The organism is uncultured Roseobacter sp. (assembly GCF_947496515.1).
Classification (GTDB): Bacteria; Pseudomonadota; Alphaproteobacteria; order Rhodobacterales; family Rhodobacteraceae; genus Roseobacter.
In genome coordinates, this window is sequence record NZ_CANMDB010000001.1 from 468,169 (window position 1) to 492,717 (window position 24,549).

The following is a 24,549-nucleotide window of genomic DNA, read 5'->3' on the forward strand; positions in this document are numbered from 1 at the left end:
TGTCATCCTCGGGCTTGACCCGAGGATCTCTCACTGTCAGGCCGCCGCAATATCCGACCAAAGGTCTCGCCAACCGGGGTTGGTCTTTTGGATAAGGGCCACCTTCCACGATCGCCGCCACCGCTTCAGCGATTTTTCCCTCTGGATCGCGACCGACATGTCGGAGTGCAGTTCGAACCAAACCAACCGTTCCAGATTGTACCTGTCCGTGAAACCCGTGGCGGCGTGCGTGCGATGTTGCCAGATGCGGTGCTGCAGATTGCTGGTGACGCCGATATACAGGGTCCCGCCGGGGCGATTGGTCACCATGTAGACAGCTATCTCTCTCGGCATCCGCGTGCCTCACGTCATCCTCGGGCTCGACCCGAGGATCTGTTGGGCAGGAGATCCTCGGGTCGAGCCCGAGGATGACCGCGTCCTGGTTAACAAACCGTTGCATCACACCCTCCCGAGGGCAAAGCCCTTCGCGATGTAGTTGCGGACGAAATAGATCACGAGCGCGCCCGGCACGATGGTCAGCACACCTGCTGCGGCCAGCACACCCCAGTCGATGCCCGCCGCCCCTTGGGTGCGGGTCATGATCGCGGCGATGGGTTTGGCGTCCACGGTGGTCAGCGTCCGGCTGAGCAGCAGCTCCACCCAAGAGAACATGAAGCAGAAGAAGGCCGCCACGCCGATACCGCTCGCGATCAAGGGCGTGAAGATGCGGATGAAGAACCGCGGGAAGGAGTAGCCATCGAGATAGGCCGTCTCGTCGATCTCCTTCGGGACACCGCGCATGAACCCCTCGAGGATCCACACCGCCAGAGGCACGTTGAAGAGACAATGCGCCAGCGCCACGGCGATGTGTGTGTCGAACAGCCCCACAGATGAATAGAGCTGAAAGAACGGCAGCGCAAAAACCGCAGGTGGCGCCATCCGGTTCGTCAGCAGCCAGAAGAACAGGTGCTTGTCGCCCATGAAGCTGTAGCGCGAGAATGCATAGGCCGCGGGCAACGCCACCGCGAGGCTGATCACCGTATTCATGACCACGTAGATCAACGAGTTGATGTAGCCGATGTACCAGCTCTCATCCGTGAGGATCTTGACGTAGTTCTGCAACGTCAACTCCCGCGGGAAGAGCGAAAACTGGCCCAGGATTTCCGTGTTGGTCTTGAGGCTCATGTTCAGCAGCCAATAGATCGGCAACATCAAAAACAGCAGATAGAGCCCCATCACGATGGCCGAGCGATTGACGCGCGGCGTCTTGCGTCGTGCCACCTTGACCTCGCCTTGGACCAGTTTGCCGGGTATTGCGGATTGTGCAGCGGTATCGGACATCACACCCCATCCCGTTTGTCGAGGTTTGTCATCACGGTGTAGAACACCCAGGAAATTAGCAGGATCACCAGGAAATACATGATGGAGAAGGCTGCTGCCGGTCCAAGATCGAACTGACCCAAAGCCATCTTGACCAGATCAATCGACAGGAAGGTCGTGGCAGAGCCCGGCCCGCCGCCAGTGACCACGAAGGGCTCGGTATAGATCATGAAACTGTCCATGAACCTGAGCAGGATCGCGATCATGAGGACCCCTGCCATCTTGGGCAACTCGATGTAGCGGAACACGGCCCAGCGGCTTGCCTGATCGATCTTGGCAGCCTGATAATACGCGTTGGGAATGGACTGCAGCCCGGCGTAGGCCAGCAAAGCCACGAGCGAGGTCCAGTGCCAGACATCCATGACGATTACAGTGACCCACGCCGCAAAGACGTCCTGGGTGTAGTTATAGGAGATCCCCAGCTCGTTCAGCGTGTAGCCCAGCAGGCCAATGTCGACGCGGCCAAAGATCTGCCAGATCGTGCCCACCACGTTCCAGGGGATCAGTAGCGGCAGCGACATGACCACCAGACAGAAAGACGCCCAGAACCCGGATTTCGGCATGTTCAGCGCAATAAATATGCCAAGCGGAATCTCGATCGCCAGAATGATGCCCGAGAACATCAGCTGCCGCCAGAGCGCGTCCCACATTCGGTCGTCTTGAAGCATCTCGCGGAACCATTCGAGCCCCGCCCAGAAGAACTGGTTGTTGCCGAAGGTGTCCTGGACCGAATAATTCACAACCGTCATCAGCGGGATCACCGCCGAAAAAGCCACCAGCACCAGCACCGGCAGCACCAGAAACCACGCCTTTTGATTGACTGTCTTGTTCATCACGCGGCCTTTTCTGAGGGTGCGACGCGCCAGTCGTCGGCGTAGACGTTGATGCCCTCGGGCACGAACCGGATGTGCTGGGTGCCAGCGGCAATGGTATCGCCCTCGCCCGCGATGGCGCTGACCTCATGGCCGTCCACCTCCAGCCGGACGATCTTGTGCCGGCCCACGTCCTCCACGCGCTTGACCCGCGCGGGAATGCCAGCGTCCGCGGTTAGCTGAATGAACTCTGGCCGCACCCCCAGTTGCACGCGCCCCGTCTGTGCCGCATAGCCCGCGCCCAGCGAAACCGTGCTGCCTGCAACCTGCGCGCTGCTGCCGTCGAGGGTCGCGTCGAACAGGTTCATGCCGGGCGAGCCGATGAAGTAACCCACAAAGGTATGCGCGGGCCGCTCGAACAGCTCCTGCGGTGTGCCGATCTGCACCACACGACCGTCGTACATGACCACGACCTTATCGGCGAAGGTCAGCGCCTCCGTCTGGTCGTGGGTCACGTAGATCATGGTGTGACCGAACTCGTGGTGCAGCGATTTCAGCTGGGTGCGCAACTCCCACTTCATATGCGGGTCGATCACGGTCAACGGCTCGTCAAAGAGAAGCGCATTGACATCCTCCCGCACCATGCCGCGGCCCAGGCTGATCTTTTGCTTGGCATCCGCGGTCAACCCACGGGCCTTGCGGTCAAGCTCCGCTTCCATCCCGATCATGGCACCGATCTGCTGCACACGCTCGGCGATATAGGCAGCATCCGCCCCACGGTTGCGCAGCGGAAAGGCCAGGTTATCCCGCACCGTCATGGTGTCGTAGACCACCGGGAACTGGAAGACCTGCGCAATGTTGCGCTCCGCCGTTGGCGCGCCGGTGACGTCCTCGTCATTGAAAAGGATGCGCCCCTGACTTGGATGAAGAAGTCCCGATATAATGTTGAGAAGCGTGGATTTTCCGCAGCCAGACGCACCCAAGAGCGCGTAGGCCTCACCATCGACCCAGTCGTGGTTGAGCTCTTTCAGCGCAAAGTCGTCTTCGGATGTCGGGTTGCTGAGATAGGAATGCGCCAGATTATCCAGCGTGATCTTGGCCATCAGGCGGCCTCCGCATAGGGCGCCGCAGCAACGAGATCGCCATCCTGCGCAAAGAGGTAGACATGGGCGGGATCAAGGAACACATCCAGTTCCTGACCGGGTGTCAGGCTCTGGATTCCGTGCACAAGCCCGACCCAGCGTTCACCGTGGTGATCCAGATGGATGAAGGTTTCGGAGCCCGTGATCTCCGTCACGGAAAGCCGTGTGGAAAAGCGCATCGCCCCGGCGCCATGGGGCGTCAGCTCCAGATGGTTGGGGCGGAACCCGGCGGTGTAGTCACCGTCCGACAGCTGCGATGCCCCCGCAGGTGCCAAAACAGACTGACCGTCGCCAAAAGACAGTTGGTCGCCTCGCTTGGTGATCTTGAGAAAGTTCATCGGTGGGTCGGAAAACACCCGTGCCGTGGTCGCGTTCACCGGCTTGCGATATACTTGGGGTGTCGGACCAAACTGCGTCACCCGACCCTCCCAAAGCGCCGCAGTATTGCCGCCCAGCAGCAGCGCCTCCTCCGGCTCAGTGGTGGCATAGACGAAAATCGCACCGGATTCCTCAAAGATCCGGGGGATCTCGGCGCGCAATTCCTCGCGCAGCTTGTAATCCAGGTTGGCCAGCGGTTCGTCGAGCAGCACCAATCCTGCGTTCTTGACCAGCGCCCGCGCCAGCGCGCAGCGTTGCTGCTGCCCGCCCGAGAGTTCCAATGGCTTGCGCTGCAGCATGGGTGTCAGCTGCATCAGTTCCGCCGTTTCACGCACCCGGGCGTCGATCTCCTTGCGGGTCTGCCCCATCAGCTTCATCGGGGAGGCGATATTGTCATAGACCGTCATGGACGGGTAGTTGATGAACTGCTGGTAGACCATGGCCACCTTACGATCCTGCACCCGCATGCCAGTGACGTCTTCGCCGTTCCAGATCACACGCCCCGTCGCAGGCACATCAAGCCCGGCCATCAGACGCATGAGCGTTGTCTTGCCCGACAGCGTCGGGCCAAGAAGGACGTTCATCGTCCCTTTTTCGAGCGCAATGTCGGTGGGGTAGATATGCGTCTGCCCCCCGACAGTCTTAGACACCCCTTCCAAGATCAAGGTCATGTCCGTTCCCCCACGTTTATTCTGCGGCTTTGGCCATGCGCTCGCTCTGCTGCGATTGCATGAAGGTCTCCAGTCCCGCAATTTCTTCTTTTGTCAGTCTCAACCCAAGCTTGTTGCGCCGCCAGACGATATCTTCGGCGGTGCAGGCATATTCCTCCTCCATCAGCCACAGCACTTCGCGCGCTGTCAGGCTGGCGCCAAAGTCCTGGCCGAGATCCGATGCTGCCTTCGCGTCTCCCAGCACATGCCAGGCATCGGTGCCATAGGCCCGAACCAGACGGCGCGCCCAGAAATCGCCCAGAAACGCGAAGTCATTTTGCAACCGCGCGACCAGAGCGTCGAACCCATCGACGGGAAAATCGCCGCCTGGCAGCGCGACCTCCGCCGTCCAGTGACCGGACGTGCCGGGAAAGAATGGCACGATCTTGTCCATCGCGTCCTCTGCCAGCTTGCGGTAGGTGGTGATCTTGCCACCAAAGACGTTCAAAATCGGCGCGCCACCGGTATTCTCGACCTTCAAGGTGTAATCGCGTGTGGCTGCTGTCGCGCTGCTCGCACCGTCATCATAGAGAGGGCGCACGCCGGAATAGCTCCATACCACATCGTCAACAGAGATATCACGCTTGAGATACTGGTTCACGAAGTCCAGCAGATAGTCACGTTCGCCATCGCTGCATTCAGGCTTTTTACTGGGGTCGTCATGTTCCGCGTCGGTGGTCCCGATCAGCGTGAAATCCGTCTCATATGGAATGGCAAAGATGATCCGCCCGTCTGTCCCCTGAAAGAAGTAGCATTTGTCATGATCATAGAGCTTGCGCGTCACGATATGGCTGCCACGCACGAGCCGCACCCCTTCGGTGGAATTGATCCGTACCTTTTGCTGGATGATATCCCCGACCCAAGGACCACCCGCGTTGACCAGCATCCTGGCGCGCAGCGTGCGCTGTTCGCCCGCGTAGGTATCCTCAACCGTGACCTCCCAGACGTCATCAACGCGCGCGGCGCTGACGACTTTCGTGCGGACCATGATATCGGCGCCCCGCTGTTCGGCATCCCGCGCGTTCAGCACGACCAGCCGTGAATCCTCGATCCAGCAGTCTGAATACTCGTAGGCCTTAGCCAAGCGGTCCTCGAGCGGCGCACCTTCGGGCCCCTGCGTGAGGTCGAGCGTGCGGGTGGCAGGCAGGATCTTGCGCCCGCCCAGATTGTCATAGAGCAGCAGGCCAAACCGGATCAGCCAGGCCGGGCGCCGCCCCTTCATCCACGGCATGACCGTGTTGAGGATCTTGGACGTGGGCGTCGACCCCTCAAAGCGCATGTCCTTGTGATACGGCAGCACAAACCGCATCGGCCAGCTGATATGCGGCATGGCCTTCAGCAACACCTCACGTTCAGCCAGCGCATGACGCACCAGATTGATCTCGAAATACTCCAGATATCGCAGACCACCGTGAAAGAGCTTGGTTGAGGCGGAGGATGTGGCAGAGGCCAGATCGTTCATCTCCGCAAGCGCCACGCTAAGACCGCGCCCCGCCGCATCCCGGGCGATGCCGCATCCGTTGATGCCACCACCGATGATGAACAGATCATAGGTTTCGGATTGCGTTTGCGATGACGTCACCTGGCCCCCCTGACCCAGCGATTTCCTGCTGGAGCAATGGGTAGCGCACCGCCTGATGCCGTTCAAGTGCCTTTTTCGTTTATGTTCGATTTTTGCGTTCGACTTTCGCGGCGAACATTTTCGAACGTCGCGGTGCTTGACGTTGAGCAGAGCCAACGATCTCTGCCCGTCGGCTCGGCTGCGCTCGTCAGCAGTTGCGTGCAAGACAACGGATATTTTTCTTTGAAAATAATCGGCAATGCGACTATTCACACATAGGGAGGGTCGTCATGTCGCAGAGTTTTCGTCAGCCAGATATTCTGAAGATCGCCCAACGAGAGGGTAAGGTCACGGTCGAAGAACTGGCAACGCGCTTTGGCGTGACGCTGCAAACCATCCGCAGGGACCTGACCGAACTCGCAGAAGCGAACAAACTCGAACGTGTGCACGGCGGCGCGATTCTACCATCCGGCACGACCAACATCGAATACGAAGAGCGCCGGTTGTTGAACCAGGATTCCAAACGCGCCATCGCGCGTGCCTGCGCCAGCGAGATCCCCGAGGGGTGTTCGATCTTCCTCAACATCGGGACGGGCACCGAGGCGGTCGCCCGGGAGTTGCTGGAGCATCGCGACCTGCTCGTCGTGACCAACAATATGAACGTGGCCAATATCCTCGCCGACAATTCCGAATGCCAGATCATTGTCACAGGCGGCGCGTTGCGGCGCTCCGACGGCGGACTCGTAGGGCCGCTCACGACCGAGACGATCCGTCAGTTCAAATTCGACTTTGCAGTCATTGGATGCTCCGCCATGGACGCGGACGGCGATTTGCTGGATTTCGATATTCAGGAGGTCGGCGTCAGCCAGACCATCATCGCGCAAGCGCGCCACGCTTTTCTGGTGGCGGATCAGTCCAAGTTCAGCCGAACCGCCCCGGCGCGCATCGCTTCCATGCAGGTCCTGTCGGCTGTCTTTACCGACCACCCGTTGCCTCAGGATCTGGCGCGCCGGTGCGCCGACTGGGATACGCGGGTCGTGGTCGCCGCGTGAGCTCAGGGATGCTGCGGCAGCGGCGTCTTTTCCATCTTTCGCAGCAGATCCACGAACCCGGCCACCTGATGCCGCGCCGTCTCCGCCCCTTTTTCGGCCGTGGCGAGATGGGCCTCCCCCACGGTGCCCTCGGGATTGAGATCGCTGGCAATCCAGCCGTAGGACACCGGACCAATGGGTGAAATTGCCGTCTCCTCCGCGGTAGAGCGGAAATCCTGCGCCTTGCTCATATCAACCGTTTCGGGCCGAAAGTGCAGCATTAGTGAGGTCTCCACATCGCCGCCATGGATGCCAAAGCGTTGCTCCCGCTCGGAGTAGAGATGCGCGGGTGCACCGAAGGCGCCCCATTGGCATTTGACGGCGAGCATGCCCGCCTGGACCCGCAACTCCCGTGTCAGAATAGAGACCAGATCCAGGTTGCCCCCGTGGGAGTTGATGATGGCAATCTTGCGAATGCCCGCGCGCGCCACGCTGAGGCCGATCTCCGTCCAGGCAGACAGAGCCGTGGCAGCACTCAGCGTCAGGGTGCCAGCGGCCCAGAGATGTTCGTTCGATTTGCCCACCGCTTGCAGCGGCAGGATACGCAGATCCAGATCTGCCGGGGCCTGCACCCGCAGTTCGGCCAACATCCCCTGCCCGATCAGCGTATCGGTGCCCACCGGCAGATGCGGCCCGTGCTGCTCGATCGCCGCCGTGGGGAGGATCGCGATCGTCTTCATGGGATCAAGATCCACGAAATCCGGGGCGCGATAATCGGCCCAGTCGCGCGCGCCGCTCATGCGTGGGCCTTGGGCGGATAGGTGGCATCAAGACGCGACTGCAGATAATCGGCCGCGCGAACCGGCGGATACTTTGCCTGCCCCGTCCCGGGCAGAGCGGCCACAACCGTATCGGGGTTCGCCTCGACAAAGAAGGCCACGGACCGCCGTTGTTTTTTGGGGGGCAGCACCCGGTGGGGTGTGGAGACGTAAATATCGTTGGTCCAGCGCATGAGGCAGTCACCGATGTTGACCACATAAGCCCCCGGCACATGCGGCACATCCGTCCAGTCACCTCCGCGCGGACGCACTTGCAGCCCGCCCTCGCCATCCGTCATCAGCAGCGTGATGGCCCCGTAGTCCGTGTGTGCGCCAGCGCCGATCTCGTCTGTAGCCCCGGTGGAGGGCGGATAGTGCAGCAGGCGAAGTGCGGCGAGCGGATCCTGAAAAGCGGACGTGAAATGCTCCGGTTCCAGCCCCAGATCGGCGGCAAAGGCGCGGTGAATGTCCACGCCCAGAGCAAGTGCGGCGTCATAGTAATCCAGCATCGTCTGCCGGAACCCATCAATTTCAGGCCAGACGTTCACCCCACGGAACGGATCCCCGCGCCTGACGCGGGGATCTCCCGGTTCCAGATCGAGCCCGATGTTGAAGCTCTCCTTGCGGTCCACCTGACCGGATGTGTCATCGAGGGATTCGTCTCCCTGTGCTGCCCAACCGCGATAGTGCGGCGTCTTCAGGATGGACAGCGCCTCCTTGTCCGCCACGGAAAGCGCGAAGAACGCCGCCGCCATCTCAAAGACGCGGTCGCGCAGAGCCTCCGGCACCGTATGGTGCTGCAGCAGGAAAAACCCAGGCCCCCGGACCGCCGCCCCCAGATCCCGCAGAAATCCTGCGCGGTCGTGCTCAAACCGCCGCCAGTCGAGAACCGGGATCATGCGCGCACCTCCTTGCCACGCCCGCCGGGAAGGCCGAGGAAGCTGCCCATCCGCGCACTGACCCTGTCGAGATGCGCTGCCCGGCTGGCGGGGGTGGAGCTGTCCATCAGGTAATGCGCGGCAAAAACCGTCCGGCAGCGCCGCGAACAGATGGCTCGCACCCCGCGCAGGATCGTCCGTTTTCCCGGCGCACCGATCATCTGCGTCAGCCACCAGCTGGCACCACAGGTCGTAAAGACACCCAGCCGGGTGATGTGGGTCAATCCCGGCCGGATGTTGTCGTTCTGACCATCCGGCATCAGAAAGGCCACATCGGGCAGCAACACCCGGTCCAGCCACCCTTTCAGCATGGCGGGCAGCCCGTACCACCACGTCGGGTAAACAAAGATCAGCGTATCGCACCACAGGATGTGCTCCACGTCCTGCGCAACCGGCGCACGGTTGCAGGTGGTATCCTCGTAGATGTCGAGCTCCCCAGAGCTCAGCACCGGAGAGAAGTCGCCGCGATACAGATCAATGAGCCGCGTCTCCGCACCTGCCTCGCGCAGCTTATCCATCACCCTGTCGCGCACCGCAGCGGTGAAACTGGTCTCTTTCGGGTGGCAGTACACAATCAGGGCCCGCATTCAAAATCTCTCCATTTCAGCGTCGATCCGGGCCAGAAACCCGGCGCGTTGTGCATCCGTCGCGCGATTCATGTCATAGAGCGCAAGATACCGCATCTTGTCCGGGCGACACACGTGCCGCACAGCGCGGGTGACCACACGCCGTGGCGGATCTCCCACCAGCAGTGCCCGCATGCGGCTGCCGCCATAGGTCGTTACAGCCGCCAGCTTGCGGATATTGCGCAGGTTCGGGCGAACGCGGCCCTGATCCAGGGTAAAGGACACACCCGGTAGAAAAACACGGTCAAAAAAGCCCTTCAGGATCGCCGGATAGCCGAAATTCCACACGGGAAACACCATCACCAGCGCCTCGGCCCGGCGCAAGCGATCCACGTATTCGTCCACCGCACCGGTATTGCCCGGCGCATCGTGATAGCCCCGCCGCTCCTCGGCGGTCAGCACGGGCGAAAACCCTTCGGCGTTCAGATCGCAATCGTCCACATCCCAGCCCCGCGCCAGCAAGCCATCCACGACGCGGGTGTGCAGCGCGGCAGAAAAACTCTCCTCGCAGGGGTGCGCAAAAAGGACGAGCGCTGCGGTCATTCTGCAGCGCGCAGGTTCGGGTAGGCATACATCCGGTCATAGGCCCAATCGGGATCGTCCCAGGCGATCATCTTGCCGGGGTTCAGCAACCCCTTGGGATCTGCCTCGCGCTTGAAGGCCAGCTGGCGGTCATCCACGGTCTGCCGCCCGCCTTCCTCCAGCGTGTAGCGGTGGGGGTTGAAGATCATCGCACCTGCGTCCTCATGCATCTTCACAATCTCGTCGAGGCGCGCCTCGGTGGTGAACTTCACAAGGCTGAGCCCGGCAAAGATCACCTTGCCGCCCTCGCGCAGCACTTCGAGATGTTGCAGCACTTCGGGGCTGAGGGCATCGCGCAGCTGTTTCACAAGGTCCAGATGGTCTGGCGCGCCGTATCGGACCTGCAGATAGGTGATGCTGGGGTCCACCTTGAGCGCGCGCAGCGTTGTATGGTTCCAGCCGTACTCAAAGATGGTGCCCGGTCCACGCTCCCAGTCGGAAGCGTCGCTGCGATAGATCAGCCGCGCGTCGGGTCGCCGATCCAGGAACGTCTCGAAACCGTCCATGGACTGAGGTGCGACCATCAGCGCGATCAGGCTGGTGCCCGCTTCCACATGCGGGGCGACGCGCTGAAAGTAGTCCTTGGCAATGGGCGCCTCGAACACGGTGGCGAGCTTGATCAGGATGCCGTCTTCATTGGCCAGCTCCTCGGCAAACTGAGCTGCCTGCATGAAGTCCTCGGTGGCAACGAACATCTCCACCCAGTCGTAAGCCGGTGCCAGCGGGATCTCGATCTCCGTGATGATGCCGTTCGTGCCATAGGCATGGCTGACGCGGGCAAGCTCCTCGCCGCGGAACTCCAGCACGCGGGGTTCTTCCTCCATGGTGACCACCCGCAGGCGAATGATGTTGCCCAGATCGCGCAAGGATCCCCAGGTGCAGGAACCGACCCCGCCCGAGCCGCCCGCGATAAACCCGCCGATTGTCGCCGTGGCCCAGGTGGAGGAAAACATGCGAATTTCCTGGCCCGAGTGCTCCTTGCAGGCGGCATCCAGATCCTTGAGCAAACATCCCGGTTCCACGACCACGCGACCCGGGTGGATCTCCTTCACGGCCGCCATGTGGCGCAGGTGCATCACACAGCCGCCTGCCAGCGGCATCGCCTGACCGTAGTTGCCCGTCCCCGCACCGCGGGTGGTGACTGGCACGTCATGGACGTAGCAGACCCGCAGCACCTCGATCACCTCGGCCTCGGTGCGAGGGGCCACGACGAAATCCGCCGACACCCCATCAAGCCGCGCCTTGAGCACGGGCGAGTACCAAAAGAAATCCCGGCTCTTGGCCTTGAGCCCGGCGCCACTGTCTTCCAGATCCAGATGCGCAAGGGCGGCTTTGGCAGCTTCAATGTTCGCGGTCATGGCGTCCTCATGAGATGGTCAAGTTCGGCATAATCGGGCAGCGTCCGGTCGATCTGGCGGCCCCCGCGCAGGACGATCCGGTCGGACTGAGGACGGGCGAAAAGCTCCGTCCAGCTGCGCGCGCGGCAGATCACCAGATCGGCCGGTGCGCCGGGCGTCAGACCCGGCGCCTCCAGCCCACAGGCCGCCGCCGGGTTGGTCGTGAATGCCTGCGCCCAGTCCCCGTCCGAATGATCCAGATGCCCGATCCGCGTTGCCTCCCGCATCACCTCGATCATGTCGAGATCGCCGTAGGCGTAGAAGGGATCGCGGGTATTGTCGGAGGCGAAACTCACCGGCACGCCCCGCGCCTTCAACTCGTGCACCAGGGTGATGCCCCGCATCCGTGGCGTGCCCTCCTGCCTGTCCTGCAGGTAGAGATTGCACATGGGCAGAGAGACGGCATGCAGCCCCGCGCGCGCCACCAGATCCATCGTGTCGCCGGCGCGGGCGTCTTCCTGCGTGCTGAGCGAACATAAATGGCCAACGACCACCGGCGCATCAAAGCCCGTTTCGATCACCGTCTCGGCGATCAGCCGCAGCGTCTCCGAGCTGGGATCGAGCGTCTCATCCACGTGAAAGTCCGCGGCAAGCCCGTGCTTGCCTGCCAGATCGAAGAAATAGCGCAGCCGGTCGGCCAGATCCGGCACGGGGTAGGCCACCATGCCCAGCACACCGCCTGTCTCTGCCACGATCTTTGCCGTCCGGTTGAACTCCGTCCCGGGCCCCACGCCTTCGCATCCCAGAAGGCAGGCGGCCTGCAACGCGATCTTGTCTCGCCAGCGGTCCCGCATCTCCGCAAAGACAGGCCAGGAAATCGCGTCCTGCGGCGGGATACTGTCGATATGCGTGCGAATGGCGCGGGTGCCATGGGCGTAGGCGCAGCGCAGGGCGAAATCCATCCGAGTGGCCACATCCTCCGCCGTCCAGTTGGCTTGCCGATCGGCCCCCACCGTGTCCAACGCACCGGGAAAGCTGCCGTCGGGGTTGGGGCTGCGCGGCCAGATATGACCCTTGTCGAGATGCGTGTGCATGTCCACAAAGGCGGGAAAGACCATCGCCCCCTTCATGTCCACCGGTTGGCCGGGCGCATCGGTGATCTGCCCATCGCAAAGGCTCAAATCGGTCTGTATCAGATCCCGTCCATCGCCCATCAGACACCCCGGCACAGTGAGGTTTTGCAGCGTCACGTGACCTGCGGGAAGGACCTTGAAATCCATCAGCGATCCCGGCTCAGCGCGCTTTCGTGCCACTTGCGCAGCAGCATGTGGCTGAGAAAGCTGAGCCCGGCAAAGATGATCACGCCCGTCACAGCGATCAGGATCAGCGCCGCGAACATCCGCGGGATGTTGAGCCTGTAACCCGCCTCCAATATTCGAAAGGCCAGCCCCGATTTGAGCCCGCCCGTGCCCGCCACATACTCCGCAACCACAGCGCCGATCAGCGATAGCCCGCCCGCTATGCGCAAGCCGCCGAGGAAATACGGCAGCGCCGAGGGCAGTTGCAGAAACCGCAGCGTCTGCCAGCGCGAGGCACCGTAGATGCGGAAAAGGTCGCGCAGGTTATGATCGGCCGAGTTCAGACCCAGCGTCGTGTTGCTCAACACAGGAAAAAACGCCACCAGCCAGGCACAGAGCAACAGCCCCGCAATGCGGCTGTCCACATAAATGAAGATCAAGGGTGCGATGGCCACGATGGGCGTCACCTGCAGGATGACCGCGTAGGGGTAGAAACTCATCTCCACCAGTCGCGACTGGGTGAAAAGCACCGCGAGCCCCACCCCGCCGATCACCGCAACGGCAAGCGCCATCAGGGTGATCTGCACCGTGACCAGAAGCGCCTCGAACAGCATCGCCCAATCATCGATCAACGTCTGCAGTACAAGCCCGGGACCTGGCAGGATGTAATGGGGGATCTCATTCCAGACGACAATGCGGTCCCAGAGGCCCAGCATCAGCACCAGCACAACGGCAGGCAGGATCCACTTGCCAAACCGTTCCAGCCGACGCGCGCGCAGCCGGGCGACCTCGTCGGGATCTACCGCCGTGACCTGCTCCGTGGGCTCTGCGATGCTCATGCGGCCTCTCCCATGGCTTCGTGCAGCGCATCTGTCGCGCGGCGGGTGTAGCCTGCATATTCGCTGGAGGTGCGAAAGGCATCGTCGCGCGGATAGGCGGCATCGACGCTCAGTTCCGTGATCACGCGACCCGGCCGCGCGGCCATCACAACGATGCGATCCGACAAGAAAACGGATTCAAACACGGAGTGGGTGACGAAGATGACCGTGCAGCCAATAGCTTCCTTGAGACGCAACAGATCATTGTTGAGCCGAAAGCGCGTGATCTCGTCCAGCGCCGCAAAAGGCTCGTCCATCAGGATAAGCCGTGGTCGCGTGACCATGGCGCGCGCGATAGAGACCCGCATCTTCATGCCCCCCGACAGCTCGCGCGGATAGCTCGACTGGAAGCGCTCGAGCCCCACGAGCTTGAGCGCTTCGAGCACCTCGTCCCGCACCGACGAGTAGGGTTGGCCGCGCAAACGGAAAGGGAGCCAGACGTTTTGCGCAACCGTGGCCCAGGGCATAAGCGTTGGTTCCTGAAAAACAACGCCCAGATCGCCCACACCCTGCCCTTCGGTCCAGGTGATGCGCCCCGCGGTGGGATGCAGCAGGTCAGAGATAAGCCGCAGGGCAGTCGATTTCCCGCAGCCCGAGGGGCCGAGCAAGGAGATGAAATCTCCTGTCCGCACCTCAAGCGACATCCCCTTGAGCGCGACCACGTCGCCGCCGAAGGTTTTGTCGACCCGCTCCATTCGCAATAGCGTGGGCCGGGCGGTTCCCGGCCTGTCCGCTGCTGTCATACATCCCCCAAACAGCTATCCCGCGCCGGGCTGCGGGTGCAGCCTCGCCCGCTCAGGGCTTGATGTCCATGCCAACGGATTTGTTCGTGAACTCCAGCGTGTAGGCGGACTGCCAATCCAACCCGTCTTCCAGCACGCCCGCGGCAACCATCTTGGCGTAAAAATCGCCGATCACCTCATCAGTCATCGAGCCGATTCCCATCTCCAGCGCTGAGCCGCTGTCCACGATGCCCTCTTGCAGCATCATGTTCTTGGCAAAGTCGATCTTGTCCTGGCTCATGTCCGGATTGGCGGCCATGATCATCTCATCCGCAGCGCTGCTGTCACCGTAAAGGTAGTTGTACCAACCGGTCAGCGATCCGTCGACGAAACAGGTGACCTTTTCGGGATCTTCGGCGATGGTGTCCGCCATCGTCTCAATCGTGGTTGCGTAAGAGGAATAGCCCGCATCCGCGATCAGGAAAACGTCCGGTTTGATCCCGGCTTCCTTCTCGACGGCATAGGGTTCGGAGCTGAGATAGCCCTGCATGCCCTTTTGAGTATCGGCAATGAAAGGTGCGGGGTTGAAGGTATAAGGTTCGCGCTGCTCGACCGTGAAGCCGTGTTCCGCAATCATCCACTGGTAGTAGGAGGTGAAGCCGTTGTCGCCGATCAACAAGGTCAGGTCTTTGAGGTCATCCCAGCTCTCGGCCTCACCGGGATGGGCCAGGATCACCTGCGGATGCTTCTGAAAGATCGCCGCGACCGAGACAACGGGGATCCCTTCCTTAACCGCGTTGAAGGCCTGCAGCATGTCGCCACCCATGTGGAAATCAATGCGGCCCGCCAGCATCAGCGCACGGTTGTTCACCTGCGGCCCGCCCGAGATAATTTCGACCTCCAGCCCGCAGTCCGCGTAGGTGCCGTCCGCGACAGATTGATAAAAGCCACCGTGCTCTGCCTGCGCCAGCCAGTTTGTCCCGAAAACGACGGGTGTGAGGTCGGTGTCTGCCAGGGCGGCGGTCGCGCCGAGGCTGAGGGCGCACGCCAGCGTGGTAACGGGGGAAAGGGTCATGGTGATCTCCATTATCTTTGTTTGCGCGATGCTCCGAAGCCGGTGGCACAAAGGGAAGCGTGTTGCCGTGTGTCAGGGACGTTGCGTCGAATAGTTGCCCTCATTTTGGGCAACCGAAACGATTCTGTCCAAAGTTTCATCGGGCCTTGGCTGTGATCCCTCTCAATGCGGTTACCCGCTGGCCCCACCGCATTCGAATGCGGTGTGCCTGCCCACACCGCGCGCACGGGCGGATGCAACAGCTTGGAGAGCCAAGGTTTACACCGCCTACGCGCCAAATCTGAAGGGAGCGATCGCATTTCAAATGACGGTCAGACCTGCTGGCCGCGGGCGCGATGATGTGCGATCCTAGGCAAAACGGCGGAGGTCCTCGCCGCATTCGAATGCGGCGCCCCGGGCCCTATCCGGTGCGCGCGGATTGCGTTAGAGCGCGACCGTGGTTGCCCGACCGGTTTCCTCGGCCATCTTCGCGGCCACCGCCGCCACAGCCAGATCCTGAAGCCCGACACCCGTTCCGTCAAAGAGCGTAATCTCTTCTGCGGTGGACCGCCCACGATGATCGCCGTTGATCACCGCGCCGATGGGCGTTATCGCGTCTTCCTTGAGGTGACCGGCCGCCACCGCGTGCTGCGCCTCGCCGATGCTGACGGATTGCGCAACCTCATCGGTGAAAACTGTGGCGCGGCTGAGCAGCATCGGGTCCACCTCCTGCTTGCCCTTGGTGTCCGTTCCCATGCAGGCGATATGCGTGCCCGGTTTGATCCACTCTGCCATCAGCAGCGGCTCAAACGCCGAGGTGATCGTAATAATGACATCCGCCTGCGCACCCAGTTCTTCGGCGCTGACCGCCTCGAACCCCAGCCCCAACTCTTCGGCCACAGCACCCAGTTTTGGCAACATCTCGGGGTGCGGGTTCCATGCAACGACCCGGTCAAAGCTGCGCTGCTCTGCTGCGGCGCGCAGTTGAAAGGTGGATTGATGCCCTGCGCCTACCATGCCCAGGACCTTGGCATCCTCACGCGCCAGATGCGCGATGGAGACCGAGGAAGACGCCGCCGTGCGCACAGCGGTCAAATAGTTCCCGCCCACCAGTGCCCGCAGTTTTCCGGTATCGGGATCGAACAGGAAAATCGTCGACTGATGGTTCGTCAGCCCTTTGTCGGCGTTCCCGGGCCAATAGCCACCGGATTTCAGACCCAGTGACTTCCCGGCCCTGTCGAACCCTGATTTAAAGCCATAAAGCGCATCCGCGTAGCCGATGGCCTCACGGATCACGGGGAAGTTGTAGGCGTCGCCCGAGGCCATGGCACCAAACACGGCTTCCACAGCCGTGAAGGCCTCCGCCCGGCTGACGACCTCCGCGCAGACCTCCTCTGTCACGATCAACAACCCGTCTGCCATGCTCTACCCCTCGTCTTTTGTGATATTATGGGCCGTGCCGGGCGGTACCCGGCCCGGCAATGCCGAAAACTTGATCAGTATGCCTTGCCGCGCGCCGACACAGGCCAGAGCGTCTCGACCTTGCCACCGCGCACCCCCACGTACCAGTCGTGCACATTGCAGGTCGGGTCGCAGTGCCCTGGCACGAGTTTCAGCTTGTCATTGACCTTGAGTACGCCATCAGGGTCGGCAACAACGCCGTGCTCATCAGAGCATTTGACGTATTCCACATCCGAACGACCGTAGATCGTCGGCAGACCACTGTCCACGGATTGCGCCTTGAGCCCGGCATCCACGATCGCCTTGTCGGCCTTGGCGTGGCTCATCACCGATGTCAGGATAAATAGGGCGTTCTCCCACTCTCCCTCGTCGATGCGATTGCCGTCCTTGTCCAGAATGCGGCCATAATCCGCATCCATGAAGGCGTAGGAGCCGCATTGCAGCTCGTTGAAGACGCCCGAGTTGCTCTCGAAATAATAGGACCCAGTGCCGCCACCGCCGACGATGTCGCACTCCAGCCCCTCGGCCTTCAGCATCTCGATGCTTTCGCGCACCTGATCAATGGCAATCTGGGTCTTTTCCTGCCGGTCGGCATAGCTGTCCATATGCTGCATCGCGCCCTGATAGGCTTGCAGACCGGCAAATTTCAAACCCTCGGCCGCGTCAATGGCCTTGGCCAGATCGACCACGGGCTGACCGTATTGCACGCCGCAACGACCCGCGCCGACGTCGATTTCGACCAGACACTCGATCTCCGTCCCGTGGCGTAACGCCGCCTCAGACAAATCGGCCACGTTGTCGAGATCATCCACACAGCAGATCGCCCGCGCACCCAGCTTGGGCAACCGGGCCAGCCGGTCGATCTTGGCCGGATCGCGCACTTGGTTGGAGACCAGCACGTCCTTGATACCACCGCGGGCGAACACTTCCGCCTCCGACACCTTCTGGCAGCATACACCGACCGAGCCGCCAAGACGTTCCTGCAACAGCGCCACATCCACCGATTTGTGCATCTTGCCGTGCACCCGGTGCCGCATACCATGGCTCCGCGCATAGTCGCCCATCTTCTTGATATTGCGCTCCAGCGCATCAAGGTCAAGCACGAGGCACGGTGTCTGAATGTCGGCCTCGTCCATGCCGATGGCGGCGGGAATATCGTAGCCGACCTCATAGTCGTCGAAATTGACCTGCTTGTTCATGTCATCTCCTCCTTAGCCCAGGGTCCAGGGCAGTTTATCCAAATCCACATTGCCGCCGGTGACGATCACGCCCACGCGCTTGCCACGGAATACCTCCGGGTTGCGCAGGATCGTGGCCAGTGGCACGGCACAGCTCGGCTCCATCACGATCTTCATGCGCTCCCAGGTGAGCTTCATCGCGTCGATGATTTCCTGCTCACTGGCGGTCAGCACATCGGTAACGAACTGCGATACAAAGTGCCATGTGTTCTCTTTCAGTGGCACCTTCAACCCGTCGGCGATCGTATTCGGCGCATCATCCGCAATGATGTGTCCCGCACGAAAGGACCGTGCGGCATCGTCGGCCTGATCAGGTTCAGCGGCGTAGATCTCTATCCCCGGCGCGAGGTTGGAGAGCGTCAGACACGTCCCCGAGATCATGCCGCCACCGCCGATGGGCGCGATAACCGCATCCATTGTATCGATCTGATCCAGCATTTCCAGCGAACAGGTGGCCTGGCCGGCAATCACGCGCGGATCATTGTATGGATGTACGAAATCAGCACCCGTTGCTTCGTGAACCTCCGCAAAAACAGCTTCGCGTGAGGTGGTAGAAGGCTCGCATTCGGTGATGATGCCGCCATACCCGCGTACCGCCGCCTTCTTGGCCTCGGGTGCGGTGCGCGGCATGACCACATGACAGGGGATGCCGCGGCGCCCAGCGGCGTAGCTGAGCGACAAGGCGTGATTGCCCGACGAATGGGTGGCAACCCCTTTCTCCGCCATGGCGTCGCTCAGACCGAAGACAGCGTTGGATGCGCCCCGCACCTTGAACGCCCCGGCCTTCTGGAAGTTCTCGCATTTGAAGAACAGCTCCGCTCCGGTCAGCTCGTTCATATAGGACGAGGTTAGGATCGGTGTGCAGTGAATATGCGGCTTGATCCGCTGATGCGCCGCCTTCACATGCGCAATCGTCAGATCCGGTCCGGTCAAAACATCAAGCATGTGGGCTCCCTTCAGGCTGCAGTTTGAACAAAGGCGCTACGGTGCTGGCGGAAGTACCCCTGCGCTGCCGCAACCCCGCTTCCGAGCTCAACGGAATAGTCCAGATCGGCCATCGCCATCTCGATTGTGGCCAGCCCGGACAGAGTCATGACATCCGTCAGACTGCCCAGATGCCCGATCCGGAACGCCTTGCCATTCATCTCTCCAAGGCCCACGCCAAAGGACACGCCATAGGCGTTGAAGGCCTGATCGGTCAGCTGATTGCTGTCGAACCCGTCGGGCACATAGATCGCGCTGACCGTATTCGAGTAGAGCGACCGGTCCTTGGCCACGAGGCGCATCCCCCAAGCATCAACGGCCCGCCGGACCCCTTCGGCGAGGCGAAAGTGCCGTGCGTAGACATTCTCCAGACCTTCTTCGAACAGCATCGAGAGGCTTTCCCGCAGCCCGTAAATGAGTTGCAGCGGCGGCGTATAGGGATAGCCCCCGGCCTTGTTCGACGTCAGCATGTCGCGAAAGTCAAAAAACGTCCGTGGCAGCTGCGCGGTCTCCATCGCCGCGATTGCCTTTGGACTGACGCCGAGGATCGCCATCCCGGTCGCCAGCATGAACCCTTTTTGCGAGCCGGAGACGGCAATATCCACCCCCCAGGCATCCATCTCGAACGGCATGGACGCCAGCGAACTGACGCAATCCGCAAACAGCATCGCGGGGTGGCTTGCCGCATCCATGGCCGCACGCACTGCCGCGATGTCAGACACAACGCCGGTCGCTGTTTCATTATGAGTGACAAGCACCGCCTTGATCTGATGCGATTTATCGGCGCTGAGAGCCTGCTCGAACTGATCCGCTGGCGCGCCCATGCCCCAAGGACAGTCGATGATGTCAACCTGGAGCCCGTGACGCTGACACAGATCAATCCAGCGGTGACTGAACATCCCGTATCGCCCCACCAGAACGCGGTCGCCGGGGCTGAGCGTGTTACAGATCGCCGCCTCCCAACCGCCCGTCCCGCTCGCCGGAAAGGTGATGATCTGACCTTCAGACGTTCCGAAAACGCGTTTGGTATCCTCCAGCACGGGCGCCAGCGTTTCGACAAAGTCCGGTGCGCGGTGATCGCGGGTCTGCATATTCATCGCAGCACGCAACCGGTCGGGGATGTTGGTCGGTCCTGGGATAAATACGGGGTTCTGCTCTGACATCACGATCTCCTCCTCAGCCAGCGGTAGAATATCAGATAGCGTCCGGGTCGCAATTTTCTCGAAAATATTTTTCACTATAGTTCGAAAATACCTATGTCCTTGCTTTGGATGACATATCCCTTTTTCATTTTCGGTCTCATCAGCGCTCTTGAAATTATTTTTCATCGCGTCATCGTTTGTAAAAGCCGATGAGGAGCTTGCCGTGACCCCAAAGAAACGCCCCCGCGGGCGCCCCAAATCTGTCTTTCGCGAGAGCAGCGCGGGAACCCTGCAGTCGCTCGACCGTGCCCTCGGCGTCCTGACCGCGGTCGCAGAGGCGGGCAGCCTGACGCTGAGCGATGCGGCGATGATTTTGGGCATACCCACCGCGACGACGCACCGGATCCTCACCACCTTGCAGAAACACGGCTTTGTGACCTTCGATGAAGAGGAGCAGGCCTGGGCCATCGGGATCGAGGCCTATCGCACCGGTGCGTCCTTCATGAACCGCACCGGCCTGAGCACGGTCAGCCGCCCTGTCATGCGCAGCTTGATGGAAAAGACGGGCGAGACCGCAAACCTCGCCATTCCGGACGGGGCGGAGGTGGTCTTTGTCGGGCAGGTGGAAACCGCCAACCCCATCCGCGCCTTCTTTGCCCGCGGCACTCGAACGGCGATGCACGCCTCCGGCACCGGCAAGGCCATTCTGTCGGCCCTGCCGGAGACGCGTGCGCGCAAGCTCTTGATGTCGGCTGGTCTCACGCGCTTCACCGACCGGACGCTGGTGAGCGCCGAGGCGCTCTTTGCCGATCTCGCCGTCAGCCGGGCGCGGGGCTGGTCATTTGACGGGGAAGAACGGCATGGTGGGATGTCCTGCATCGGTGCCGTGATCTACGACGAGCACGGCGAGCCCTGCGCGGGTGTGTCGATCTCGGGGCCCAGCACGCGGTTTGATGCGCTGCGTGTACCCGAACTGGGGGGGATGGTGGCGGATGCCGCCACCCAGATCACCCGTTTGATTGGGGGCGCGGCGCCTCTCGGCCAGTGAAGAGATCTGCGTATTCCTCGCGCAGCACGTTTTTTTGCACCTTGCCCATGGTGTTGCGCGGCAGCTCTGGTAGCACGATCAGTTTGCGGGGATGCTTGAAACGCGCCAAGGCCTCGGCGACCTCTGCCGCGATGGCGTCCAGCTCCGGCTCCGCCGCTCCCTCGGCCACGATGAAGCCCACGACCGTCTCCCCAAAATCCGGATGCGCCACACCAACCACGGCGCTTTCCTTGACGCCGGGTTGCGCATCGAGCACCGCCTCGACCTCCTTGGGGTAGATATTGTAGCCGCCGGAGATGATCAGATCCTTGTTGCGACCGACGATCTGAAAGTAGCCCTGATCATCCACGAGTGCGAGATCACCGGTGATAAAGAAGCCATCCTCGCGCAGCTCTTCCCGGGTCTTCTCGGGCATCTGCCAGTACCCCTGAAAGACGTTAGGGCCGCGCACCTCGATCTGGCCGATCTCACCATCGGGCAATGTCTCGCCCGTCTCAGGGTCGGTGATCTTTGCCTCGACCCCCGGAAGCGGAACCCCCACCGTGCCCGCCCGGCGCGCGCCATCGTAGGGGTTGGAGGTGATCATATTCGTCTCTGTCATACCGTAGCGTTCAAGGATGCGGTGACCGGTGCGCGCTTCAAAGCGGTTGTGCGTCTCGGCCAGCAACGGCGCGCTGCCGGAGGTAAAGAGCCGCATCCGCGCCGTCAGATCGCCGGTGAAGCAGTCGTCGTCGAGCAGACGGGTGTAGAAGGTCGGCACGCCCATCATGGTCGTGGCCTGCGGCAGCAGCGCGATCACCTGATCCAGATCGAACCGCGGCAGAAAGATCATGGATCCGCCCGCCATCAGCGTGACGTTGCTCGCCACGAAAAGCCCGTGTGTGTGAAAGATCGGCAGGGCGTGGAGCAGCACGTCCTCTGCTGTAAACTGCCACAGGTCGGTCAGCGTCCGGGCGTTGGACAACAGGTTGTCCTGGCTCATCATCGCACCCTTGGAGCGCCCGGTTGTCCCCGAGGTGTAGAGCAAAGCAGCAAGGTCATCCGGTGCGCGCGCTGCCGTCTCTGTTGACGACTTCAAGGTCGCAGCCCTGTCGGTCAACGACCCTTGCCCCCGCGCGTCAAGCGTTTCCAACCGCGCGCCAGCCGCTTCGGCTACCGCGCCCAAAGCCTCCGACTTGGCCGGATCGCAGATCAGCAGCCGCGCACCGCTGTTGCTTACGAAGTATTCAAGCTCCGCCACCGTGTATCCGGTATTCAGAGGCAGAAAGACCACGCCCGTCTGAACCGCCGCGGCATAGAGCGCCAGCGCCTCAGGCGACTTTTCCGCCTGCAATGCCAGGCGATCCCCGGGCGCGAGCCCCATCCGGTGAAACGCGGCGGCGTATCGTCCCGCCATCTGGAGAAAAGCGCCGTAGGTCAGGATAGACCCCTCTGCGTCAATCAGAAAAGGCGCATCGCTCGCCGCGTGCGGAGCAAAAAGCGCATCATAAAGCGGGTTTGCCATCGTTCGTCCTTTCCTGTCACAGACTGCCCTAGAAAGATGGTCCCATGACCGCATCGGGCAACCATGTGGCCAACCCCGGAAAGAGGCACAGCAGCAAAATCGCGATCACCATGCAGGCCACGAAAGGCAGCGACCCCATCAGGATCGTGCGCAGCGAGATGTCGGGCGCGATCCCGTTGATGACATAGAGGTTGAGGCCGACGGGCGGGCTGATCAACCCGATCTCCATATTGATGGTCAGCACCACGGCGAACCAGATGGGATCGAACCCCGCGGTGGTGATGATCGGCAGCAGGATGGGGGCCGCCATCAGGATCACCGCGACGGGTGGCAGAAAGAACCCCGCCACCAGCAGGAACACATTCACCGTGCCCATTAGCACCCAGCGGTTGACCTCCAGCGTGCCGATCCATTCGGCGATGGATTGGGTGATGAAGAGGCTCGACAGCATGTAGGAAAAGACGCCGGCCGCCCCGATGATGAAGAGGATCATCACGCTTTCCTTGGTGCTGTCGCGCAAGACGTGCCAAAGCGCACGCGGGCTCCACAGCCGGTAGATCACCATGGCGATCAGCAGACACAGGAGCGCACCTACCGCCGCCGTCTCCGATGGCGTGGCGATGCCGCCGTACATGGCATAGAGCACCCCGATGATGATCCCGATGAACGGCAGCACGCGGGGCAGGATCTCCAGTCGCTGACGCCAGCTATAGCTGCCAGAGGACAGTACGCTGGTGTTGCCGGACGCCCATGTGGAATAGAGCGACCACACCATGAAAAGCGCCACCAGCAATAACCCCGGGATGACGCCTGCGAGAAACAGGCGGCCAATCGACGTCTCCGTCGCGATCCCGTAAACGATCATGGTGACGGACGGTGGGATCAGGATGCCCAGCGTACCGCCGGCTGCGATGGAGCCTGCGGCGACCCCGTCCGGGTAGCCGCGCTTGCGCATCTCGGGGATGCCCATCTTGCCAATGGCTGCACAGGTCGCAGGGCTGGAGCCGGACATGGCCGCAAAGAGCGCGCAGGCCCCGAGGTTGGAGATCACGAGCCCGCCAGGCACCCGCGTCAGCCAGCGCTCCAGCGCCTCGTAGAGGTCCGCCCCCGCCCGCGTCGACGCGATGGAGGCTCCCATGATGATGAACATCGGGATCGACAGAAGCGCGAAATTGTTGAGCTTGCCAAACAGGATCTCCGGCATCAGCTCCAGACTGCGCATCCCGTCAAAGACCATCAGAAACCCTGCCGAGACGATGAGCAAGCCGATGGCGACAGAGACGCCGGAGAAAAGGACGATGATGGTGGCGAGCGCGACAAAGACCCCAAGGACGAGCGGATCCATCAGCTGTCCTCCAGACCGAAGGGCGCCTCGGCGCGGGTCAGCACGCCCACCAGATCCGCGATCAGCTGCAGCAACAGCAGGCCAAAGCCCACGGGCAGCGCCAGATAAGGGATCCACAGCCGCACGCCCCAGACCGTGTCGGAGCGCCAGCCGCGGTCCCACGCAAAATGCCAGTAGTCATAGCCGTACCACAGCATCACCCCGATAATGATGATGGAGAGCGACAGGGTCAGCACCGCAAGCGCTCGCCGTGCGACCATCGGCAGTGCCAGCGGGATCAGATCCACATTCACATGGCCCCGCAACCGCTGCACGTACGGCAGCCCCACCAGCGTCGCGGCGATCACCAGATAGACAACCATCTCCGTCTGCCAGACGGTCGAGCCGTTCAGCACGAACCGGACAAAGATCATCTGGCAGGTTATGCCAACGGCCGCGACGATCATCGCCGCAGAGCACCAACCGGCGACCGTGGAAAGGGCTGCGACAGCGCGCACAAAGGGATGGTTGCCGACCTGCGGGGGTGCCGCGGTGTCATGACCTGCCATGAGGATGTCCTGATGCTCAAAAGGATGGCGGGG

General features: G+C 61.8%; 24 protein-coding genes. 2 read left to right on the forward strand and 22 right to left on the reverse strand.

Going from position 1 to position 24,549, the window contains the following annotated elements:
- Positions 1-36: 36 nt before the first annotated feature.
- From Q1A53_RS02320 to glpD, 6 genes are all read right to left on the reverse strand, one after another.
- Positions 37-309, reverse strand: coding sequence for a GIY-YIG nuclease family protein (locus Q1A53_RS02320; RefSeq protein ID WP_299962506.1), 273 nt, complete (start codon positions 307-309; stop codon positions 37-39).
- A 129-nt stretch (positions 310-438) separates the two neighbouring features.
- A complete protein-coding gene (locus tag Q1A53_RS02325) occupies positions 439-1,320 on the reverse strand; it encodes a carbohydrate ABC transporter permease (RefSeq protein ID WP_299962508.1) in 882 nt (293 codons plus the stop codon).
- Positions 1,320-2,192 carry a sugar ABC transporter permease gene (locus Q1A53_RS02330; protein ID WP_299962510.1) on the reverse strand — a complete coding sequence of 291 codons (873 nt, stop codon included), beginning with the start codon at positions 2,190-2,192 and terminating at the stop codon, positions 1,320-1,322. The genes Q1A53_RS02325 and Q1A53_RS02330 overlap by 1 nt, the downstream gene beginning before the upstream one ends.
- Positions 2,192-3,274 carry an ABC transporter ATP-binding protein gene (locus Q1A53_RS02335; protein ID WP_299962512.1) on the reverse strand — a complete coding sequence of 361 codons (1,083 nt, stop codon included), beginning with the start codon at positions 3,272-3,274 and terminating at the stop codon, positions 2,192-2,194. Before Q1A53_RS02335 ends, Q1A53_RS02330 begins: the two co-directional genes overlap by 1 nt.
- Entirely contained in the window at positions 3,274-4,362 is a 1,089-nt protein-coding gene (locus tag Q1A53_RS02340) for an ABC transporter ATP-binding protein (protein WP_299962514.1), read from the reverse strand. The genes Q1A53_RS02335 and Q1A53_RS02340 overlap by 1 nt, the downstream gene beginning before the upstream one ends.
- Before the next feature lie 16 nt (positions 4,363-4,378).
- On the reverse strand, positions 4,379-5,983 hold the full coding sequence (glpD, locus tag Q1A53_RS02345; protein ID WP_299962516.1) for a glycerol-3-phosphate dehydrogenase: 1,605 nt from the start codon (positions 5,981-5,983) through the stop codon (positions 4,379-4,381).
- Positions 5,984-6,252: 269 nt separating this feature from the next.
- Between glpD and Q1A53_RS02350 the strand changes: the two genes are divergently transcribed.
- Positions 6,253-7,014 (forward strand): DeoR/GlpR family DNA-binding transcription regulator, encoded by a 762-nt coding sequence (locus tag Q1A53_RS02350; RefSeq protein WP_299962518.1) that lies wholly within the window; start codon positions 6,253-6,255, stop codon positions 7,012-7,014.
- A 2-nt stretch (positions 7,015-7,016) separates the two neighbouring features.
- Here the strand turns inward: Q1A53_RS02350 and Q1A53_RS02355 are convergent, their stop codons facing one another.
- From Q1A53_RS02355 to bhcA, 13 genes are all read right to left on the reverse strand, one after another.
- Positions 7,017-7,793 carry a creatininase family protein gene (locus tag Q1A53_RS02355; protein ID WP_299962521.1) on the reverse strand — a complete coding sequence of 259 codons (777 nt, stop codon included), beginning with the start codon at positions 7,791-7,793 and terminating at the stop codon, positions 7,017-7,019.
- Positions 7,790-8,710, reverse strand: coding sequence for a 2-oxoglutarate and iron-dependent oxygenase domain-containing protein (locus Q1A53_RS02360; RefSeq protein ID WP_299962523.1), 921 nt, complete (start codon positions 8,708-8,710; stop codon positions 7,790-7,792). The genes Q1A53_RS02355 and Q1A53_RS02360 overlap by 4 nt, the downstream gene beginning before the upstream one ends.
- The gene (locus tag Q1A53_RS02365; protein ID WP_299962525.1) at positions 8,707-9,336 is read right to left on the reverse strand and encodes an NAD(P)H-dependent oxidoreductase; all 630 of its coding nucleotides are present in this window, start codon (positions 9,334-9,336) and stop codon (positions 8,707-8,709) included. Before Q1A53_RS02365 ends, Q1A53_RS02360 begins: the two co-directional genes overlap by 4 nt.
- A complete protein-coding gene (locus tag Q1A53_RS02370; protein WP_299962527.1) occupies positions 9,337-9,918 on the reverse strand; it encodes an NAD(P)H-dependent oxidoreductase in 582 nt (193 codons plus the stop codon).
- On the reverse strand, positions 9,915-11,315 hold the full coding sequence (locus Q1A53_RS02375) for an FAD-binding oxidoreductase (RefSeq protein ID WP_299962529.1): 1,401 nt from the start codon (positions 11,313-11,315) through the stop codon (positions 9,915-9,917). The genes Q1A53_RS02370 and Q1A53_RS02375 overlap by 4 nt, the downstream gene beginning before the upstream one ends.
- Positions 11,312-12,574, reverse strand: coding sequence for a cytosine deaminase (locus Q1A53_RS02380; protein WP_299962531.1), 1,263 nt, complete (start codon positions 12,572-12,574; stop codon positions 11,312-11,314). Before Q1A53_RS02380 ends, Q1A53_RS02375 begins: the two co-directional genes overlap by 4 nt.
- A complete protein-coding gene (locus tag Q1A53_RS02385) occupies positions 12,574-13,431 on the reverse strand; it encodes an ABC transporter permease (protein ID WP_299962533.1) in 858 nt (285 codons plus the stop codon). The genes Q1A53_RS02380 and Q1A53_RS02385 overlap by 1 nt, the downstream gene beginning before the upstream one ends.
- Positions 13,428-14,213, reverse strand: a complete 786-nt coding sequence (locus tag Q1A53_RS02390) for an ABC transporter ATP-binding protein (RefSeq protein WP_299962535.1) — start codon at positions 14,211-14,213, stop codon at positions 13,428-13,430. The genes Q1A53_RS02385 and Q1A53_RS02390 overlap by 4 nt, the downstream gene beginning before the upstream one ends.
- A gap of 52 nt (positions 14,214-14,265) precedes the next feature.
- Positions 14,266-15,267, reverse strand: coding sequence for an ABC transporter substrate-binding protein (locus tag Q1A53_RS02395; protein ID WP_299962537.1), 1,002 nt, complete (start codon positions 15,265-15,267; stop codon positions 14,266-14,268).
- A gap of 423 nt (positions 15,268-15,690) precedes the next feature.
- Positions 15,691-16,668, reverse strand: coding sequence for an iminosuccinate reductase BhcD (gene bhcD, locus Q1A53_RS02400; protein ID WP_299962539.1), 978 nt, complete (start codon positions 16,666-16,668; stop codon positions 15,691-15,693).
- 74 nt (positions 16,669-16,742) lie between these two features.
- Entirely contained in the window at positions 16,743-17,906 is a 1,164-nt protein-coding gene (gene bhcC / locus Q1A53_RS02405; protein WP_299962541.1) for a 3-hydroxy-D-aspartate aldolase BhcC, read from the reverse strand.
- 12 nt (positions 17,907-17,918) lie between these two features.
- Positions 17,919-18,890 carry a beta-hydroxyaspartate dehydratase BhcB gene (gene bhcB / locus Q1A53_RS02410; RefSeq protein ID WP_299962543.1) on the reverse strand — a complete coding sequence of 324 codons (972 nt, stop codon included), beginning with the start codon at positions 18,888-18,890 and terminating at the stop codon, positions 17,919-17,921.
- Between the two features lie 11 nt (positions 18,891-18,901).
- Positions 18,902-20,092 carry an L-aspartate--glyoxylate aminotransferase BhcA gene (bhcA, locus tag Q1A53_RS02415; RefSeq protein ID WP_299963062.1) on the reverse strand — a complete coding sequence of 397 codons (1,191 nt, stop codon included), beginning with the start codon at positions 20,090-20,092 and terminating at the stop codon, positions 18,902-18,904.
- Between the two features lie 202 nt (positions 20,093-20,294).
- On the opposite strand from bhcA, the gene Q1A53_RS02420 reads away from it, so the two are divergent.
- Positions 20,295-21,119 carry an IclR family transcriptional regulator gene (locus tag Q1A53_RS02420; RefSeq protein WP_299962545.1) on the forward strand — a complete coding sequence of 275 codons (825 nt, stop codon included), beginning with the start codon at positions 20,295-20,297 and terminating at the stop codon, positions 21,117-21,119.
- On the opposite strand, the gene Q1A53_RS02425 is transcribed toward Q1A53_RS02420, so the two are convergent.
- Genes Q1A53_RS02425 through Q1A53_RS02435 form a run of 3 tightly spaced genes read right to left on the reverse strand, consistent with a single transcriptional unit; the run spans position 21,079 to position 24,516 of the window.
- A complete protein-coding gene (locus Q1A53_RS02425; RefSeq protein ID WP_299962547.1) occupies positions 21,079-22,623 on the reverse strand; it encodes a malonyl-CoA synthase in 1,545 nt (514 codons plus the stop codon). The two genes, Q1A53_RS02420 and Q1A53_RS02425, sit on opposite strands and share 41 nt — an antisense overlap.
- Before the next feature lie 28 nt (positions 22,624-22,651).
- Positions 22,652-23,968, reverse strand: a complete 1,317-nt coding sequence (locus tag Q1A53_RS02430; RefSeq protein WP_299962549.1) for a TRAP transporter large permease — start codon at positions 23,966-23,968, stop codon at positions 22,652-22,654.
- Positions 23,968-24,516, reverse strand: a complete 549-nt coding sequence (locus Q1A53_RS02435; RefSeq protein ID WP_299962551.1) for a TRAP transporter small permease — start codon at positions 24,514-24,516, stop codon at positions 23,968-23,970. Before Q1A53_RS02435 ends, Q1A53_RS02430 begins: the two co-directional genes overlap by 1 nt.
- Positions 24,517-24,549: the final 33 nt, after the last annotated feature.

What these genes read in the sequence shown, in the direction of transcription:
- Q1A53_RS02320 (WP_299962506.1), bottom strand. Translation starts at nt 309, where the DNA reads ATGGTGACCAATCGCCCCGGCGGGACCCTGTATATCGGCGTCACCAGC.
- Q1A53_RS02325 (WP_299962508.1), bottom strand. Translation starts at nt 1,320, where the DNA reads ATGTCCGATACCGCTGCACAATCCGCAATACCCGGCAAACTGGTCCAA.
- Q1A53_RS02330 (WP_299962510.1), bottom strand. Translation starts at nt 2,192, where the DNA reads ATGAACAAGACAGTCAATCAAAAGGCGTGGTTTCTGGTGCTGCCGGTG.
- Q1A53_RS02335 (WP_299962512.1), bottom strand. Translation starts at nt 3,274, where the DNA reads ATGGCCAAGATCACGCTGGATAATCTGGCGCATTCCTATCTCAGCAAC.
- Q1A53_RS02340 (WP_299962514.1), bottom strand. Translation starts at nt 4,362, where the DNA reads ATGACCTTGATCTTGGAAGGGGTGTCTAAGACTGTCGGGGGGCAGACG.
- Q1A53_RS02350 (WP_299962518.1), top strand. Translation starts at nt 6,253, where the DNA reads ATGTCGCAGAGTTTTCGTCAGCCAGATATTCTGAAGATCGCCCAACGA.
- Q1A53_RS02355 (WP_299962521.1), bottom strand. Translation starts at nt 7,793, where the DNA reads ATGAGCGGCGCGCGCGACTGGGCCGATTATCGCGCCCCGGATTTCGTG.
- Q1A53_RS02360 (WP_299962523.1), bottom strand. Translation starts at nt 8,710, where the DNA reads ATGATCCCGGTTCTCGACTGGCGGCGGTTTGAGCACGACCGCGCAGGA.
- Q1A53_RS02365 (WP_299962525.1), bottom strand. Translation starts at nt 9,336, where the DNA reads ATGCGGGCCCTGATTGTGTACTGCCACCCGAAAGAGACCAGTTTCACC.
- Q1A53_RS02370 (WP_299962527.1), bottom strand. Translation starts at nt 9,918, where the DNA reads ATGACCGCAGCGCTCGTCCTTTTTGCGCACCCCTGCGAGGAGAGTTTT.
- Q1A53_RS02375 (WP_299962529.1), bottom strand. Translation starts at nt 11,315, where the DNA reads ATGACCGCGAACATTGAAGCTGCCAAAGCCGCCCTTGCGCATCTGGAT.
- Q1A53_RS02380 (WP_299962531.1), bottom strand. Translation starts at nt 12,574, where the DNA reads ATGGATTTCAAGGTCCTTCCCGCAGGTCACGTGACGCTGCAAAACCTC.
- Q1A53_RS02385 (WP_299962533.1), bottom strand. Translation starts at nt 13,431, where the DNA reads ATGAGCATCGCAGAGCCCACGGAGCAGGTCACGGCGGTAGATCCCGAC.
- Q1A53_RS02390 (WP_299962535.1), bottom strand. Translation starts at nt 14,213, where the DNA reads ATGACAGCAGCGGACAGGCCGGGAACCGCCCGGCCCACGCTATTGCGA.
- Q1A53_RS02395 (WP_299962537.1), bottom strand. Translation starts at nt 15,267, where the DNA reads ATGACCCTTTCCCCCGTTACCACGCTGGCGTGCGCCCTCAGCCTCGGC.
- bhcD (WP_299962539.1), bottom strand. Translation starts at nt 16,668, where the DNA reads ATGGCAGACGGGTTGTTGATCGTGACAGAGGAGGTCTGCGCGGAGGTC.
- bhcC (WP_299962541.1), bottom strand. Translation starts at nt 17,906, where the DNA reads ATGAACAAGCAGGTCAATTTCGACGACTATGAGGTCGGCTACGATATT.
- bhcB (WP_299962543.1), bottom strand. Translation starts at nt 18,890, where the DNA reads ATGCTTGATGTTTTGACCGGACCGGATCTGACGATTGCGCATGTGAAG.
- bhcA (WP_299963062.1), bottom strand. Translation starts at nt 20,092, where the DNA reads ATGTCAGAGCAGAACCCCGTATTTATCCCAGGACCGACCAACATCCCC.
- Q1A53_RS02425 (WP_299962547.1), bottom strand. Translation starts at nt 22,623, where the DNA reads ATGGCAAACCCGCTTTATGATGCGCTTTTTGCTCCGCACGCGGCGAGC.
- Q1A53_RS02430 (WP_299962549.1), bottom strand. Translation starts at nt 23,968, where the DNA reads ATGGATCCGCTCGTCCTTGGGGTCTTTGTCGCGCTCGCCACCATCATC.
- Q1A53_RS02435 (WP_299962551.1), bottom strand. Translation starts at nt 24,516, where the DNA reads ATGGCAGGTCATGACACCGCGGCACCCCCGCAGGTCGGCAACCATCCC.